Here is a 16,249-nt window from a genome sequence, read left to right as displayed (position 1 = left end):
GCCGCGCGTCCGCCGGCGAACTAGCTTTCCTCGACCCGCGCCGAATAGCCCATCAGCGCCGCCAGCTGGCGGTGCCGCCGTGCGGTGACGTCGCTGTAGATCGCTCGGTCCTTGCGGGTCAGGCTCAGGACCACCTCGCCCTCCTCGAGCCGAACCGAGGTCCGCTCGAGCAGTTTCTCGGTCCCGCCCGACAGCCGCTGCGCAAGCCGGATCGCAGCGCCCCACTGGCCGGCATGCTCGAGCACCCGCTGTTCGACGAGGTCGGCGAGCCGCCCGTCGAACGGACCGTCGCCGCCGAACGCCGACCACAAGGTCCGGCCGATCACCGTCCGTCCCTCGGCGTTGATCCCGACCCAGTTGCCGTGGACTCCCATGTCGACCGCCCAGAGGGCGCGAAAGTCAGGGTGCGCCTCCCACGCCACGTCGGCCAGCAGGCAGGCCGCGAGCCGGAGCCGCCGCGCCGCCTTGTCGTCGTCGGGGAAGAGCGGCGCGATCCAGCGGTCGAGCTCGGCGCCATGATCGCCGAACCGGCCGAGCTTCTCGCCCGCCTCGAGGGTCGCCGCGAGCAAAGGGTCTTCCGACTGGATGTCGGGCGAGAGATGATCGTAGAGCAGGCCCTCGCGAAGCCCGTAGGCGCTGGCCACCGCGCGCGCCGGCTCGAGCACCTTGAACAGCGCCTCGAGCACCGCCGAGGCCGCGCCCAGAGTCTGCGAGCGGGTCGCCGACAGGCCGTAGCGCCGCTTGATCTCCTCGGGCGTCATGCCGCGCACCAGCTGGCGAAGCTCGCGGGCGCGGACCTGGTCGACCGAATGGCCGTGGACGATCCGCAGCGGGAATGCCGCTTCCTGCTGGTCGAGCTGGACGAAGGCGCGGAACGAGCCGCCGACGAGGTAGAGCGTTCGCTCCGCCCCGGCCGACAGGATCGCCGGCGGGAGGTTCTTGCGGAGCATTGCGGCGATCGCCTTGGCGCTCGCGTCCGATCCGAGGCGAAGCACGCCGAGCGGCAGCGAGATGCCCTGGCCGGGCTTGCCGTCGACCACCGGGGTCAGCTCGAGGCTTCCGCCGCCGAGGTCCGCGACGACCCCGCGCGCGCCGGGGATCGCCGAGATGACGCCGAGCGCAGACAGCCGCGCTTCCTCCTCGCCGCTGATCACCTGCGGGTCGATCCCCGCCTTGCGCGCGGCCTTGAGGAAGTCCTCGCCATTCTCCGCGTCACGCACCGCCGCGGTGGCGACGACGTGCAACGTCTTGAGCTTCACCTCCTTGGCCAGCAGCCGGAAGCGGGCGAGCGCGGCGACCGCCTGCTCCATCGCCTTCTCGGGCAGCCGCCCGGTGGTCGCGAGCTCGCGCCCGAGCCCGGCGGCGACCTTCTCGTTGAACAGGGTCGAGGGCACCCGCTGCGAGCCAGCGAAGGCGACGAAGCGAACCGAGTTGGACCCGATGTCGATGATCCCGACGGGAGGCGGAGACTTGCTCACCCGCCCTGCTCCAGTCTCAGCTTCGGCACTTTCTTGCCCTCCAAGGCCTGACCACGACCCGACAGCGACGGGTTGGTCATGAAATAGGTATGCAGGTTGAACGGCTTCTTGCCCGCCGGAACCCGCGTGTAGTTGCCCGAACCATCGAGGCTCCAGCTCTGTTCATTGTCGATGAGGTTGGCGACCATCACCTGGTCGAGCACCTGCGCATGAACCGTCGCATTCTCCAGTGGCACCGCTACCTCCACCCGCCGGTCGAGATTGCGCGGCATCCAGTCGGCCGAGCTGATCAGGACCCGCGCCTTGGCATGCGGAAGCCGGGCGCCGCTGGCAAAGCACCAGATCCGGCTGTGCTCGAGAAAGCGGCCGACGATCGACTTGACGCGGATGTTGCTCGACATGCCCGCGATCCCCGGCCGCAGGCAGCAGACGCCGCGGATGATGAGCTCGATCTTCACCCCCGCCTCGCTCGCCTCGTAGAGCTTGTCGATGATCAGCGGGTCGACGAGGCTGTTCATCTTGGCCCAGATCGCAGCCGGCTTGCCCGCCTTCGCGTTGGCGATCTCGCCGTCGATCCAGCCGGTCAGTTTCTCGCGCAGCGTGACCGGGCTCAGGGTCAGCAGCTCGAGCCCCTTCGGCGGCACATAGCCCGAGATGAAATTGAACAATTTGGCCGCGTCGCGTGCCGCACGCTTGGAAGCGGTGAAGAAGCTGAGGTCGGTGTAGAGCCGCGCGGTGGTCGGGTGGTAGTTGCCGGTCCCGAAGTGGCAGTAGGTGCGGAACACCGCGCCTTCGCGGCGCACGACCATCGACACCTTGGCGTGGGTCTTCCACTCCATGAAGCCGTAGACGACCTGCACGCCCGCCCGCTCGAGCCGCGAGGCCCACAGCAGGTTCTGCTCCTCGTCGAACCGCGCCTTCAATTCGACCACCGCGGTGACCGACTTGCCCGCCTCCGCCGCCGCGACCAGCGCGTCGATGATCGCCGACTGCTTGCCCGCGCGATAGAGCGTCTGCTTGATCGCGATGACGTCGGGATCGCTCGCCGCCTGGCGAAGGAAGGCGACCACCACGTCGAAGCTCTCGTAGGGGTGGTGGACGATGAAGTCCTTGCCTCGAATCGCCGCGAAGCAGTCGCCGCCATGCTCCTTGATCCGCTCGGGCAGTCGCGGCGTGTAGGGCTGGAACTTGAGGTCGGGCCGCTCCTCCTTGTCGACCAGGATGCCGAGGTCGGCGACCCCGATCAGCCCGCCGCTCTCGGCGATCAGCGCATGCTCGGCGCTGAGCCCGGCGCGGACCAGCGTTTCCAGCTCGACCGGCGTCCCCGCCGCGAATTCGAGCCGGATCACCCGCCCGCGCCGGCGCTGCTTGATTGCCGAGCGGAAGTGGCGGACGAGGTCCTCGGCATCCTCCTCGATCTCGATGTCGGTGTCGCGAAGCACCCGGAAGGCACCCGCGCCGATCAGCTGGAAGCCGGGGAACAGCAGGTCGAGATGCGCCGCCACCGCCTGGTCGATCGCGAGATAGCGCGACTTCATGCCGGGCAGGCGCAGGAAGCGCGGGACCGAGGCCGGGATCATCAGCACTTCGCTGACCGGCTCGCCGTCGGCGGTGTCGACCATCGAGAAGACCAGCGCGAAGCCGAGGTGGGGCACGAACGGGAACGGGTGCGAGGGATCGATCGCCTGCGGGGTCAGCACCGGCAGGATCTGCTCGGCGAGGTGACCGCGCAGCCACTCGCGCTCGGCTTCGGTCAGGTTGGAGGCCTCGGCGACCTCGATCCCCACTTCGGCGAGCCGCTCGCCAAGCTCGATCCAGGTCCGTTGCTGGTCGGCGATCAGCGCGTCGGCCGCCTCGCTGATCTTCTCGAGTTGCTGCCCGGCGGTCAGTCCGTCGTGGCTGTGATGCTCGAGCCCCTCGAGCTGCTGTTCCTTGAGCCCGGCGACTCGGACCGAGAAGAATTCGTCGAGGTTGGTCCCGCTGATCGACAGGAAGCGAAGCCGCTCGAGCAAGGGATGCGCGACATTGCCGGCCTCCTCGAGCACCCGCCGGTTGAACGCCAGCCACGACAGCTCACGATTGAAGAAGCGGCTCGCGGGCTTCTCCTTCGCGGCGGCGACCTTGATGTCGGACGCGGCGTTCACTCCTCGATTCCTCCCGTGATCAGACCGCCGGCGACCAGCGCCCGCCGGACCGTCGGCACGGTCAGCCGAGCCCGCTCGGCGATGGCAAAGCGGTCGATCGCGTCGACCACCCGCTCCGCGGTCCAATAGTCGCGGGTCACCCGGCTGACCACGTAACGCAGCGCCTCCTCGGGAAGGTGCAGACCGCGATCGGCGAACAGGCGCTGGATGAGCGCGGCGAACAGGCGGTCGTCGGGCTGCTCGATCCGCACCACCGGGGTCACCGCAAGCCGGGTCCGAAGGTCGGGCAGCGCGATGCTCCAATCGGGCGGAGCGGCGCTTGCGACCAGCACCAGCGGCAGGCCCGTCTCCTGCGCCTGGTTCCAGGCGTGGAAGAGCGCCTCCTCCTCATGGTCCTCAGCCGGGTCGAACAGACGCCCGCCAACCCGGGCGACGAAGTTGCGCGCCAGCAGCGAGCGGCCCGAGCGGCGCGGCCCTATCAGGATCGTCGCCTTGACCGGCCAGCGGCTCCAGAACTGGAAATGCTCGTGCGCCGCCTGGTTGGCCTCGCTGAGGATGAACCGGCTGTCGTCGCTCCCCTGGGGCCAGTCGAGCGGAAGCGCGAACTGGTCGGGGAGTTTCATCGATCCCCCGAGTTCCGGGTCGTCGGCACCGGGACCAGCGGCTCGCGTGCGCCCTGCGTGGGCTGCGGCTGCGGCTGCGGCCTCGGCGGGGTCGGCGCGGGCGGACCTCCCGCGGGCGGTGGCGCGGGAACCGGGGCCGGGGTCGCGGCCGACGCTGGAGGCGCATAGCCGGTGATGGTCAGCACGCCGCTTGCGCTGTTGGTCTGCCAGCCGCGCGCATTGAGCGCTCCGGCCAGCTGACCCGGCGAGCCGCTGTAGCGGACGACCAGCACCTGCGCGCCGATCTCCTGGACGCTGCGCACGCCCGGGATCGAACGCAGCCAGCCGACCGGCGAGTAAGGCGAGGTGACTGCGATCTGGATCACCCGCTCGGCCGGCTTCTGCTCGACCACTTCCTCTTCTTCCTCGGGCGGAAGCGGGACTTCGGGGATGATCAGGCTCGGATCGGGGCGAAGCTCGCCCGCGGCGAGGTAGCGGGTGTAGAGCGCGTCCATCTGCGCGACGCCCTCGGCCATCATCCGAGGCACGCCGGCACTGTCCGCGGCGCGAAGGGTGAAGGCACCGAGCGGTCGCCTGTCGGCGCCGAAATAGCCGATGAAGGTCGCGACCGCGGGACCGCCGGGGTAGAGCCGCCGAACCTGCGCCTCGGCGACGAGGATGTCGGCCGCGCCGTAGAAGTCGGTGATGCTGCGCCACATCGCGCGGCCGGGCCGCCTCGTCTGCGCGGCGTTGATCAGCAGCGGATCGATCCCCTGCCCCGACACGCGCACATAATCGATCGCGCTTCCCGACGTGCGATAGCCGGCCCACGCGCGCTGCCAGCTGTTGCGAAGCTCGACGCTGGTCGAGGTCCCGCCGCTGGTCAGGATCGGGATCAGCAGCATCGGCGCCGAGCGTCGCACCGGTCCGTCGCTGCCGAGCAGCGCACCCGAGCGCGAGCGGTCGAACAGCACGCCGAGCGTCGCGATGTAGCGGCCCGGCGCGATCTTCTCTTCCTCGATGCTGATCGAGCTGACGAGATCGTCGAGCGTTCCATCGGGCACCTTGGGCGCTTCGGTCTCGGGCCTCTTGTGCATCCGCGCCCAAAGCCGGGCGAAGCCGATCCGCTGCGCCTCGCGCCAGCCGGCGAGCCGCGCGCTCTCGGCATCCTTGGCGGCGATGTCGACCTTGATTCCGCCGATCTCGAGCGTGCTCGAGCTGTCGAGCGGCGGGATTCCGCGGTCCCCGCTCTCGAGCTGCGCGACCACCGCTCCGCCTCCCGCCAGCGAGAGCAGGAGAAGGAAGCTGAGCATCAGACCCGGAGCACGGAGCGACATGCCACGCCTCAAAGCAGCTTGGGGCTCGATTTCCAAGGCTCTTGTGGGCTAGGCGCCTGTTCCATGGGGCTGACATATGAACAGGCCGGCGTGAACATCGCCGCGGGCAATGCGCTGGTGAAGGCGATCGGTCCGCTCGCGCGGAGCACGCGGCGGCCGGGCGCCGACGCCGACCTCGGCGGATTCGGCGGATTTTTCGACCTTCGCGCCGCGGGCTTCACCGATCCCATCCTGGTCGCCGCCAACGACGGGGTCGGGACCAAGCTGAAGCTCGCGATCGACCTCGGCCGCCACGATGGGGTCGGAATCGACCTCGTCGCGATGTGCGCCAACGACCTTGTCGTCCAGGGTGCCGAGCCGCTCTTCTTCCTCGACTATTTCGCCACCGGCAAGCTCGACAACGGGGTCGCCGAGGCGGTGGTCGCCTCGATCGCCCAGGGCTGCCTCCAGGCCGGCTGCGCGCTGATCGGGGGCGAGACCGCCGAAATGCCCGGCATGTACGCGCCCGGCGACTATGACCTCGCCGGCTTCTGCGTCGGCGCGGTCGAGCGTGGCCAGCAGCTCACCGGTCAGGAGATCCGCCCCGGCGACCAGCTGCTCGGCCTCGCCAGCTCGGGAGTCCACTCGAACGGCTTCAGCCTGGTCCGCAAGCTGATCGAGGTGAACGGCTGGCGGCTCGACCGCCCGGCTCGCTTCGCGCCCGAGCATCTGCTTGGCGACCTCCTGCTCGAGCCCACCCGGATCTATGTGAAGAGCCTGCTTCCCGAGATCCGCGCAGGTCGCGTCCGTGGGCTTGCCCACATCACCGGTGGCGGCCTGCTCGAGAACATCCCGCGGGTGCTTCCCGCGGGCTGCCACGCGGTGGTCGACGCCGACCTGTGGCCGCTTCCGCCCCTGTTCGCCTGGCTCCAGGCCGGCGGGCAGATCGAGCCCGAGGAGCTCGCCCGGACCTTCAACTGCGGGATCGGGATGGTCGTCGCGGCCGCGCCCGACCAGGCCGAGGCGCTTGCCGATAGTCTCGCCGCAGCGGGCGAAACCGTCCACCGCATCGGCGAGGTCGTCGAGGGCGAGCGCGGCTGCACCGTGCGCGGCTCGGACGAAAGCTGGAGCGCGCGCGGCATGTGGAGCGCCACGCACCATCATGGCTGACAAGGCCCGCGTCGCCGTCGTCATCTCGGGCGAGGGCAGCAACATGGCCGCCCTCCTCTATGCCAGCCGCCTCGACGGAAGCCCGTTCGAGATCGTCCTCGTCGCCTCGAACAATCCCGAAGCGCCCGGCCTCGCGCTGGCCGAGGCCGAAGGCGTTCCGACCTGGGCCCGGTCGCATTCCGGCCTTGCCCGCGCGGATTTCGACCAGCTTCTCCACGACGCCCTTGCCGCGGCCCGCCCCGACGCGGTGGCGCTTGCAGGTTACATGCGCCTGCTCACCCCCGACTTCGTCGCGCGCTGGGCCGGCCGGCTCCTCAACATCCACCCCAGCCTGCTCCCGCTTTATCCCGGGCTCGACACTCATGCCCGAGCGCTCGAGGCAGGCGACGCGCAGGCCGGCTGCACCGTCCATCTCGTCACCGAGGAGGTCGATTCCGGCGAGATTCTCGGCCAGGTCGCGGTTGCGATCCGCCCCGGCGACACGCCCGAGACGCTCGCCTCCCGGGTCCGCCTCGCCGAGCACCAGCTCTACCCGGCGACGCTCCGCGCCTATGTCGCACGACACCAGGATGCCGACTGGATCGAGGCGCAGATCGATGCGCTCGCCGCGGCGCTGCCCGCGGTGATCCGCAAGTCGAACCACGGTTCGCCCGGCTGGGCGGTGGGGAGCGAGAAGACCGCCAAGCATTTCGCAATCCTCGCCGACCGCCACCACGGCTCGGACGCGATCGGCCTTCTCCTTCGCGCCAGCGGCCCCGACGAGATGACCGGGCTGATCGAGGCGCATCCCGAGCTCTACTATTGGCCCAAATATTATGGTGCGAGCGGCTGGCTGGGCCTCAGGCTCAACCGCCCGGACACCGACTGGGACGCGGTGCGAGGCTGGCTCGAGCGGAGCTGGCAATCGTCGGCCCCGGCCCGGCTCACTCGGCTGATCCGGGCGGCGGAAGAGTTCTAGACACTGCCCCGGAGCGTTGCCGACTCGGCGCGGCTCTAGTAATTGGAAAGGCGCTTCCAGGGGGAAGCAGCGCCATGCCCGAGCTTGCCGTTCTCGCCTGTCTTGCCTTCGACATCCGCGCTCCCGCCGACGACCTCGCACGCTTCAAGCAGGGCCTCAGCCACTGCCCCTGCGTCGACAGCTACATGCAGGCGTCGGGCAAGTACGACCTCATCGTCGAATGCCGCTTCCAGTCGCTCGCCCACTACACCGACCAGGTCGAGCGCATGCGGCCTCACCTCGCCCAGCTGGCCAGCCGGCTCGACTTCAGCTTCATCTCCAGCCGGATCGAGTGCCGCGAAGACGGCGACGGCCAGGCGATCTGGCTGCCCTGCGAGGGCGGGATGAAGCAGGTGGCGAGCAGCCTCGTCGACAAGGTCCTCGCCGAGGGCGACTATATGCGGGTCCATGTCGGCGAGTGGAACTGCCTCGTCCATGCGACCATGGCGCATTTGTCCGAGCAGCTCGCGCCACCGAACTTCATCCGGCTCCGGCGATCCTGCCTGGCGCGGGTCGGCTTCATCGAGCGACTGACCCATGAGGGCCGCCGCTGGACCGCGAGGCTCAAGGATGGGACCGAGGTCGCCATCGCCCATTCGAACGTTGCCGCCGTGATGCGCCTGGTTGCGGGCGAGTCGTCGACCCCTCGTCGCGATTCTTCGACAAATGGAGCGCTCAAGGAGGGCCTGGCTCCCTTCAACGAAATTGACCTGAAGCTTCCTCACTGAACGCGCAAGAGAAGCGTCGAGCCGTCACACGGCTCGCTTTCAGGAGGGTTCCATGAACGACCGTAAAGTCGCGTGCATCGCCGCCGCCCTGTTCCTCGGTACCGTGCTTACCGCGGGAGCGACCGACAGCCTGGCCGCGCCCCGTCCCGACATCGTCGTCAAGGCACCGCAGATCGATCCCGAGCTCCAGCGCACGGTTTCCTATGCCGACCTCAACCTTGCGCTCAAGCAGGACCAGCGTCGTTTCGACTGGCGGATCCATCGCACCGCCAACTCGCTCTGCTTCGACATCAACGGCTACGACAACGACCTGTGCACACGGTCGGCGATCGAAAGCACCGACGATCAGGTCGCGGCGGCGATCGATCGGGCCAAGCGCAAGATGGCCGGGCTTCCGGTTGGTCCCGCGATCGCCATCAGCATGGTGATTGGCAACTGACCGCGCCGCGTCCCCGCCAGACGCAGGAAAGCCCGCCGGACGGCAGTCCGACGGGCTTCCGTTGATGCGCGTCGCGAAACGCGCTCGCGTGGCTTGGCTTAGCCGACGATCTCTTCGGGCTTGAAGAAATAGTCGATTTCGATCTTGGCATTCTCGTCCGAGTCCGAACCGTGGACCGAGTTCGCCTCGATCGACTCGGCCAGTTCCTTGCGGATGGTGCCGGCGTCAGCGTTCTCGGGGTTGGTCGCGCCCATGATGTCGCGGTTGCGCTTCACGGCGTCCTCGCCCTCGAGCACCTGGACGACGACCGGGCCCGAGATCATGAAGCCGACGAGGTCGTTGAAGAAGGGACGCTCGCGGTGCACGCCGTAGAAGCCCTCGGCCTGCTCCTTGGTCATCTGGATGCGCTTGGAAGCGACGACGCGCAGGCCGGCTTCCTCGAGCATCTTGGTGACCGCACCGGTCAGGTTGCGGCGGGTGGCGTCGGGCTTGATGATCGAAAAGGTGCGCGTAATCGCCATGGCGTCGCGAGGCTCCTGTTGGTTGAGGGTCGGGATTGGCCGCGCCCCTAGCCGCCGGAGCCCGGACAGGCAAGGCTCAGCCCTTGTTGACCCAGCGCCCGTCTTCCTGTGCCCAGTAGCGCCGCTCGACCCCTTCGCGCCCGCTGAGCAGCTTCCAGGCCTGCCTGGACTGCGTGAGCTGGCCCTCGTCGAACAGGTGAAAGGCACGCTCGAAGGTCAGCGCCGCCTCGCGCCATTCGCCGTCGGCGACCGCGAGGTTGCGCGCGCCATTGACCGGGTCGGGCGTGGTCGAAAGCAGGATCGGCTGGCGTGCGTCGTCCGGACCCCCGGCGAGCGCGTGTGGGAGGAAGCTCGCCTCACCCGTGTCCCACAGCAGCCGGTCGAGCCGCGCCAGCGCGCCCTCGTCCTCCATCACCACCAGCAGCCGCTCGCCCTCCTTGAGGAGCTTGCCGGCGATGCTAGCGATGATCTGCTCGGGCGGCGATCCCGCCAGCTGGTAGAAGTCGACGAGCACCTAGCCCGCCACCTGCTCCACCCAGCGGTCGAGCAGCCGAACGCCATAGCCGGTCGCGCCCTTGTCGAAGGTGGTGCCGGGCTTGTCGCTCCAGACCATGCCGGCGATGTCGAGGTGGGCCCATTCGACCCCCTCCTCGACGAAGCGGGCGAGGAACTGGGCGGCGGTGATCGAGCCGGCCTCGCGCGGGCCGACATTCTTGATGTCGGCGATCGGGCTGTCGATCAGCCGGTCATAGGCCTCGCCGAGCGGCATCCGCCACAATTTGTCGCCGGTCTCGAGCCCCGCCGCGGTCAGTTCGCCGGCCAGCGCGTCGTCGTTCGAGAACAGCCCGCCATGCTCGTGCCCGAGCGCGATCAGCATCGCTCCGGTGAGCGTCGCCAGGTCGACCATCCGCCTGGGCCGGAAGGTCTGCTGCGCGTAGGTCATCACGTCGGCGAGGACGAGCCGTCCCTCGGCATCGGTGTTGATGACCTCGATAGTCTGCCCGTTCATCGAGGTGACCACGTCGCCCGGGCGCTGCGCCCGTCCGTCGGGCATGTTCTCGACCAGCCCGCACAGGCCGACGACATTGGCCTTGGCCTTGCGCCGCGCGATGGCGAGCATCGCGCCGGCGACCGCGCCCGCGCCGCCCATGTCCCACTTCATCGATTCCATGCCCGCCGCCGGCTTGATCGAAATCCCGCCGGTGTCGAAGGTCACGCCCTTGCCGATCAGCGCCAGCGGCGCCTCGCCCTCGGTCCCGCCGTTCCAGCGCATCACCAGCAGCCGCGGCTCGCGCTCGCTGCCCTGGTTGACCCCGAGCAGCGCGCCCATGCCGAGCTTCTCCATCTCGGCCTGGCCGAGCGCCTCGACGACCAGCCCGGTGCCCTCGGCGGCCTTGCGGACCCGCTCGACGAAGCTTTCGGCGTAGATGATGTTCGCCGGCTCGGCGACCAGTTCGCGGGTCAGCGACAGCCCGGCGAGCAGCGGCTGGTAGCGGCTGGTCCAGCGCTCCTCCGATCCCTCGGGGGCGCCGACGATGGTGATCTCCTCGAGGGTCGGCTTCTGCTTGTCCTTGAGGCGGGTCCGGTAGCGGTCATGGCGCCACGCGCGGGCTGCCGCGCCGAGCGCCAGCCGAGCCGCGGAATCGGCGTCGAACCGGGTTCCGCCAAGGTCGATGACGAGGCTCCGCTCGCCCGAGGTCAGCAGCCGTGCGGTCGCCGCGCCGCCGAGCTTCTCGGCCATCGCCCCGTCGCTCGCGGTGCCGGTGCCGATCAGCAGCAGCCGGCGAACCTGGGCGGTGCTTCCGCCGATCCAGGCCTCGGCCACCGCGCCCGCGTCGCCTTCGAAGCGCTGCGCCCGCGCCGCTGCCTCGACCGCCGCCCGCTCGTCGCCGAGCGAGGACAGGTTGGCGCGGTCCGAGGAGCCGGCAGGAAGGGCAAGGGCGAAGGAGCCGGAAGGGCGCTGGTCGGCGAAACGGATCTGCATGGAGACGGATACCTGCTCAAGGAAAGGGTCGCGGGCTATTTGGCGTGGGCAGCCGGGCCTGCCAACCCCGTTGCTCCCTTCCGTCCAAGCTGCAATAGGCGCTTCTTCATCCAGGCAGCGCAACTTTAAGGGCAGACACGAGTGGATTGGGCGTCACGGAGCTGGACGGCGCTGCCGCTGATCCTGGCGCTGGCCTCCCCGGCCATGGCGCAGGACGGAACCGCCGTGCCCGCGCCTCCCGCCGAGGCAGTCCCCGCGAACCCGCCCGAGATCGCCCCGCCGGCCGAGACCTCGATGGCCACCGGCGAAGGCACCATCGCCTTCACCGCCGACGTCGTCTCCTATGACAGCGAGGCCGACCTGGTCTCCGCAAGCGGACAGGTCCGGCTCAACCGCGACGGCATCTTCGTCGCCGCCGACCAGGTCAGCTGGGATCGCCGCTCGGGCCAGGTGGTCGCGACCGGCAACGTCGTCGTGGTCCAGCCCGCCGGCGACAAGCTCATTTCCGAGCGGGTGGTGCTGACCGACTCGCTGCGCGACGCCACGGTCGAGAACCTCCTCGTCGTGCTCGAGAGCGGAGGCCGCCTCGCCGCCGACCGCGCTACCCGCAACGGCACCGTCACCCGGCTCGACAATGCGGTCTATTCGCCCTGCCCGGTCACCAGCGAAAGCGGCTGCGCCAAGCGCCCGAGCTGGCGGATCCTCGCCGCCCGCGTGCGCTATAACGAAGCGACCAAGCGGGTCCGCTTCGAGCGCGGCCGGCTCGAGATCTTCGGCATCGCGCTTCCCTTGCTGCCCGTGTTCAGCCTCGGCACCGGTGGCGGCGGCGACGGCTATTCGGGTTTCCTCCTCCCCGAGCTGCGCTTCAGCCGCCGCCGGGGTGCCGAGCTCTCGGTCCCCTACTACCATCGCTTCGGACCCAACCGCGACCTCACGGTCACCCCGCACGTCTTCACCGGCCTCGCCCCCGCCGCCGAGGTCAGCTACCGCGACCTCAACCCGCTCGGCGCCTTCACCCTCGGCGGCTTCCTCACCTACGGCGACAAGACGAGCTACGACGACAGCCGCGACGAGAAGGGCCTGCGCGCCTATGTCGAAGGCAATGGCAAGCTGCAGTTCTCGCCGCTGTGGAGCCTGACCGGCCAGGTTCGCCTCGCCACCGACAAGACCGTGGCGCGCTTCTACGACATCAGCCGCGACGACCGCTTCCGCAACTTCCTCAACCTCGAGCGGATCGACACCGACAGCTACCTCTCGATCGCCGGCTGGGCCTTCCAGGGACTTCGCCAGAACGACGTCCAGAGCCGCATCCCGTTCGCACTTCCGGCCATCGACGCACGGCTCCGGCTGACCGATCCGGTGCTCGGCGGCCGGGTCGAGCTCCAGGCCAACAGCCTCGCCGTCTTCCGCCGCGAGGGCCAGGACAGCCAGCGCGCCTTCGCCGGCGCCCGCTGGGACCTGAGGCGGCTGACCCGGATGGGCCAGGAGGTGCTGCTGACCGGCTATGTCCGCGGCGACATCTACCACAGCGACGAGAACCAGCTCACCTCGACCGTCTTCTATCGCGGCGAGGAGGGCTGGCGCGGGCGCGGGATCGTCGCCGCCGCGGCCGAGGTACGCTGGCCGCTGATGGGCGAGTTCCTCGGCGGCATCCAGCGGCTGACCCCGCGCGCGCAGCTCGTGCTCACCCCGCCGACCGCCAACATCAGCCTGCCCAACGAGGACAGCCGCTCGGTCGACCTCGAGGACAGCAACCTGTTCGCGCTGAATCGCTTCCCCGGCTACGACCGGTGGGAGGACGGCAGCCGCCTGACCTACGGGCTCGACTGGAACCTCGACCGGCCCGGCTGGGCGGTCGCGACCACGGTCGGCCAGAGCTACCGGCTCAATCGCGACGAGCGCATCTTCCCCGAGGGCACCGGGCTGACCGATCGCTGGTCGGACTTCGTCGGCCGCACCCGGGTCAAGTTCGGCCGCTTCCTCGACCTCACCCACCGCTTCCGGCTCGACAAGGACAATCTCGCGGTCCGCCGCAACGAGGTCGACCTCACCGTCGGCACGACCGAGACCTACGCGCGGATCGACTATCTGCGGCTCAACCGCAACGTCGACCCCTCGGTCGAGGACCTTCGCGACAAGGAAGAGCTGCGGCTCGCCGGGCGCTGGAAGTTCGCCCGCTACTGGGCGGTGTTCGGGGCGACCGTGCTCGACCTTACCGACCAGAACGAGGATCCGCTGAGCATCGCCGACGGCGTCAACGCGGTCCGCCACCGCCTCAGCCTCGACTATGAGGACGAGTGCATCGCCTTGGGGGTCAGCTGGCGCCGCGACTATGAGCGGATCGGCAACCGGGCCGAGGGCAGCACCTTCAGTTTCCGCCTGTCCCTCAAGGGGCTGAGCCGCTAAAGAGCGCTCATCGCCGGTTCAGCGGGGACTGTCCATGGCGGCGTTTATCGCTTCGATAACAAGGGATTGAAGGACCATATGGGTCGCAACTTGAAGGTGCTTACGGCTGCTGCGGTGGTCGGACTCGCGGGTGCCGCCATTGCCCAGACCGCGCCGGCTCCGGCGCCCGGCCGGTCGAGTGCCGCGGGCCTCAACCTGCCCGAGACCGTGACCGTCTACGGCAAGCCGATCCCCTCGGTCGTCAAGGCCAGCGCCATCGTCAACGGCGTGGTCATCACCCAGACCGACATCGACCAGCGCCTCGCCCTGCTCGCAATCGCCAACAACTCGCCGATCCCGGCCGAGGAGGAAGAGCGTCTGCGCGTCCAGGTGCTCCGCAACCTCATCGACGAGACGCTGCAGATCCAGGCCGCCAAGCAGGCCGAGATCACGGTCAGCCAGCAGGACATCGACCGCACCCTCGCCCGCGTCGCGCAGAACGTGAAGCAGAACCCCGACCAGCTCGCCGCCTACCTCAAGGCGAACGGCAGCTCGATCCGCTCGATCCGCCGCCAGATCGAGGGCGAGATCGCCTGGTCGCGTCTCCAGCGCCAGAAGATCGAGAGCCAGATCAGCGTCGGTGACGACGAAGTGAAGGCCGTGATCGACCGCCTCAACGCCGCCAAGGGCACGCAGGAGTATCGCATCGGCGAGATCTTCCTCGCCTCGAGCCCGGCGAACAGCCAGCAGGTCGCCGCCAATGCGCAGCAGATCGTCGCGGCGCTGAAGCAGGGCGCGAGCTTCGCCGGCTACGCTCGCCAATATTCGGAAGCCTCGACCGCCGCGGTCGGCGGCGACCTCGGCTGGATCCGTCCCGAGCAGCTCCCCGAGCAGCTCGCCATGACCGTCCGCGCGATGGGTCCGGGCCAGCTTTCCCAGCCGATCGCCATCCCCGGCGGCTTCTCGATCCTCGCCGTCCAGGACACCCGCAAGGTGCTGACCGCCGATCCGCGCAACGCCGTCCTGGCGCTGAAGCAGGTCTCGATCAGCTTCCCGAAGGGCACCACCTCGGCCTCGGCGGAGTCGACCCTGCAGCGGTTCGCCGCTGCGACCCAGAACGTCGGCGGTTGCGGCGGTGCCGACAAGCTCGCGGCCGACTTCAAGGCCGACGTCGTCCAGTCGGACCAGGTCAAGCTGCGCGAGCTTCCGCCCGCGCTCCAGGACATGATGCTGCCGATGCAGGTCGGCCAGGCGACCCGCCCGTTCGGGAGCATCGAGGACGGCGTCCGGGTGCTCGTGATCTGCGGCCGCGACGAGGATCAGACCGCCAACGCGCCCAATCCCGACGCGGTCTTCGCCCAGCTTCAGGAGGAACGCGTCAACCTGCGCGCCCGCCGCTACCTGCGCGACCTTCGCCGCGATGCGGTGATCGATTACCGCTAGGCGTGACAGGAGTGCAGCCGCGAGGCTAGGGCGGGTTCGATGAGCCCGCCCCTTACTCCGCTTGCCGTATCGCTCGGGGATCCGGCCGGGATCGGGCCCGAGATCGTCGCCAAATGCTGGGACGCGCGGCGTGCGCTCGGCCTTCCCGCCTTCGTCGCGGTGGGCGACCCGCGCAGTCTCTCGGCGGTTTGGGACGGCCCGCTCGCGATGGTCACCGATCCGCGAGAGGCCGAGGCGGCCTTCGAGTTCGGGCTGCCGCTGATCGCCGTTCCCGCCGCCGGTGCCGACATCCCCGGCGTGCCGACCATCAACGGAGCGCATTGCAGCCTCGACTCGCTCGAACTCGCGGTCGGCCTCGCCCGCTCGGGCTCCTGCTCGGGCGTGGTCACCGGCCCCGTCGCCAAGCACCAGCTCTATGCGATCGGCTTCAGCCATCCCGGCCAGACCGAGTTCGTCGCCGAGCGCTGCGGGGTCAGTCCCCAGAATGTCGCGATGATGCTCGCCGGTCCGACGCTTCGCGCGGTTCCGGTCACCACCCACATTCCACTGACCGCGGTCGCCGCGGGGCTGAGCGCGCCGCTGATCGAGGCGCGCGGCCGGGCAACGCTTCGCGGATTGCAGCGCAATTTCGGGATCGGCGAGCCGCGGCTTGCGGTCGCGGGGCTCAACCCCCATGCCGGCGAAGGCGGCGCGCTCGGGCGCGAGGAGATCGAGATCATCCAGCCGGCGATCGACGCGCTCCGCGCCGAAGGCTGGCTCGTCACCGGCCCTCACCCGGCCGACACCATGTTCCACACCGCCGCCCGCGCGCGCTACGATGCCGCGCTCTGCATGTACCACGACCAGGCACTCATCCCCCTGAAGGCGCTGCACTTCGAGGAAGGGGTGAATCTCACCCTCGGGCTGCCGATCGTCCGCACCGCGCCCGACCATGGCACCGCATTCGACATCGCCGGCGAGGATCGTGCCGACCCGCGCGCGATGGCAGCCGCGATCCGGATGGCGGCGAGCTCGGCCCGCGTCCGCGCCGCGCACGGCTGAC

At 69.5% G+C, this 16,249-nt stretch carries 14 protein-coding genes; 7 read left to right on the top strand and 7 right to left on the bottom strand.

From position 1 onward, the window contains the following. Positions 1-20: 20 nt before the first annotated feature. From ABD727_RS05730 to ABD727_RS05715, 4 genes are read right to left on the bottom strand one after another with little or no spacing between them, the layout of a single operon-like run. Positions 21-1,478 (bottom strand): Ppx/GppA phosphatase family protein, encoded by a 1,458-nt coding sequence (locus ABD727_RS05730; RefSeq protein ID WP_344706422.1) that lies wholly within the window; start codon positions 1,476-1,478, stop codon positions 21-23. Continuing rightward, complete coding sequence (locus ABD727_RS05725) at positions 1,475-3,622, bottom strand: RNA degradosome polyphosphate kinase (RefSeq protein WP_344706421.1); 2,148 nt, start codon at positions 3,620-3,622, stop codon at positions 1,475-1,477. Before ABD727_RS05725 ends, ABD727_RS05730 begins: the two co-directional genes overlap by 4 nt. Further along, positions 3,619-4,245 carry an HdaA/DnaA family protein gene (locus tag ABD727_RS05720; protein ID WP_344706420.1) on the bottom strand — a complete coding sequence of 209 codons (627 nt, stop codon included), beginning with the start codon at positions 4,243-4,245 and terminating at the stop codon, positions 3,619-3,621. The genes ABD727_RS05725 and ABD727_RS05720 overlap by 4 nt, the downstream gene beginning before the upstream one ends. Continuing rightward, a complete protein-coding gene (locus ABD727_RS05715; RefSeq protein ID WP_344706419.1) occupies positions 4,242-5,561 on the bottom strand; it encodes a heavy-metal-associated domain-containing protein in 1,320 nt (439 codons plus the stop codon). The genes ABD727_RS05720 and ABD727_RS05715 overlap by 4 nt, the downstream gene beginning before the upstream one ends. 63 nt (positions 5,562-5,624) lie before the next feature. Between ABD727_RS05715 and purM the strand changes: the two genes are divergently transcribed. The 4 genes from purM (at position 5,625) to ABD727_RS05695 (ending at position 8,874) form a co-directional block, all read left to right on the top strand. Further along, positions 5,625-6,710, top strand: a complete 1,086-nt coding sequence (purM, locus tag ABD727_RS05710; RefSeq protein ID WP_344706418.1) for a phosphoribosylformylglycinamidine cyclo-ligase — start codon at positions 5,625-5,627, stop codon at positions 6,708-6,710. After that, a complete protein-coding gene (gene purN / locus ABD727_RS05705) occupies positions 6,703-7,668 on the top strand; it encodes a phosphoribosylglycinamide formyltransferase (RefSeq protein WP_344706417.1) in 966 nt (321 codons plus the stop codon). The genes purM and purN overlap by 8 nt, the downstream gene beginning before the upstream one ends. Before the next feature lie 74 nt (positions 7,669-7,742). Next, complete coding sequence (locus tag ABD727_RS05700) at positions 7,743-8,435, top strand: LytTR family DNA-binding domain-containing protein (RefSeq protein WP_344706416.1); 693 nt, start codon at positions 7,743-7,745, stop codon at positions 8,433-8,435. 52 nt (positions 8,436-8,487) lie between these two features. Then, a complete protein-coding gene (locus tag ABD727_RS05695) occupies positions 8,488-8,874 on the top strand; it encodes a UrcA family protein (protein ID WP_344706415.1) in 387 nt (128 codons plus the stop codon). Between the two features lie 98 nt (positions 8,875-8,972). Here ABD727_RS05695 and ndk read toward each other — a convergent pair whose 3' ends face one another. From ndk to ABD727_RS05680, 3 genes are all read right to left on the bottom strand, one after another. Beyond that, entirely contained in the window at positions 8,973-9,395 is a 423-nt protein-coding gene (gene ndk, locus ABD727_RS05690; protein WP_344706414.1) for a nucleoside-diphosphate kinase, read from the bottom strand. 76 nt (positions 9,396-9,471) lie between these two features. Further along, entirely contained in the window at positions 9,472-9,909 is a 438-nt protein-coding gene (locus tag ABD727_RS05685) for a DNA polymerase III subunit chi (RefSeq protein WP_344706413.1), read from the bottom strand. Next, positions 9,910-11,379 (bottom strand): leucyl aminopeptidase, encoded by a 1,470-nt coding sequence (locus ABD727_RS05680; RefSeq protein ID WP_344706412.1) that lies wholly within the window; start codon positions 11,377-11,379, stop codon positions 9,910-9,912. A gap of 141 nt (positions 11,380-11,520) precedes the next feature. Here ABD727_RS05680 and ABD727_RS05675 point away from each other — a divergent pair, with 141 nt between their 5' ends. The 3 genes from ABD727_RS05675 (at position 11,521) to pdxA (ending at position 16,248) form a co-directional block, all read left to right on the top strand. Continuing rightward, the gene (locus tag ABD727_RS05675) at positions 11,521-13,785 is read left to right on the top strand and encodes an LPS-assembly protein LptD (RefSeq protein WP_344706411.1); all 2,265 of its coding nucleotides are present in this window, start codon (positions 11,521-11,523) and stop codon (positions 13,783-13,785) included. Positions 13,786-13,863: 78 nt separating this feature from the next. After that, entirely contained in the window at positions 13,864-15,207 is a 1,344-nt protein-coding gene (locus tag ABD727_RS05670; protein WP_344706410.1) for a peptidylprolyl isomerase, read from the top strand. Positions 15,208-15,246: 39 nt separating this feature from the next. Then, positions 15,247-16,248, top strand: coding sequence for a 4-hydroxythreonine-4-phosphate dehydrogenase PdxA (gene pdxA, locus ABD727_RS05665; RefSeq protein WP_344706409.1), 1,002 nt, complete (start codon positions 15,247-15,249; stop codon positions 16,246-16,248). The last annotated feature ends 1 nt before the right edge of the window (position 16,249 follow it).

Origin of the sequence: Sphingomonas swuensis, assembly GCF_039538045.1 — a bacterium.
GTDB classification, from domain to species: domain Bacteria; phylum Pseudomonadota; class Alphaproteobacteria; order Sphingomonadales; family Sphingomonadaceae; genus Sphingomicrobium; species Sphingomicrobium swuense.
Note: the sequence above shows the minus strand (reverse complement) of the source record. Positions and strands in the feature narration are given on the sequence as shown.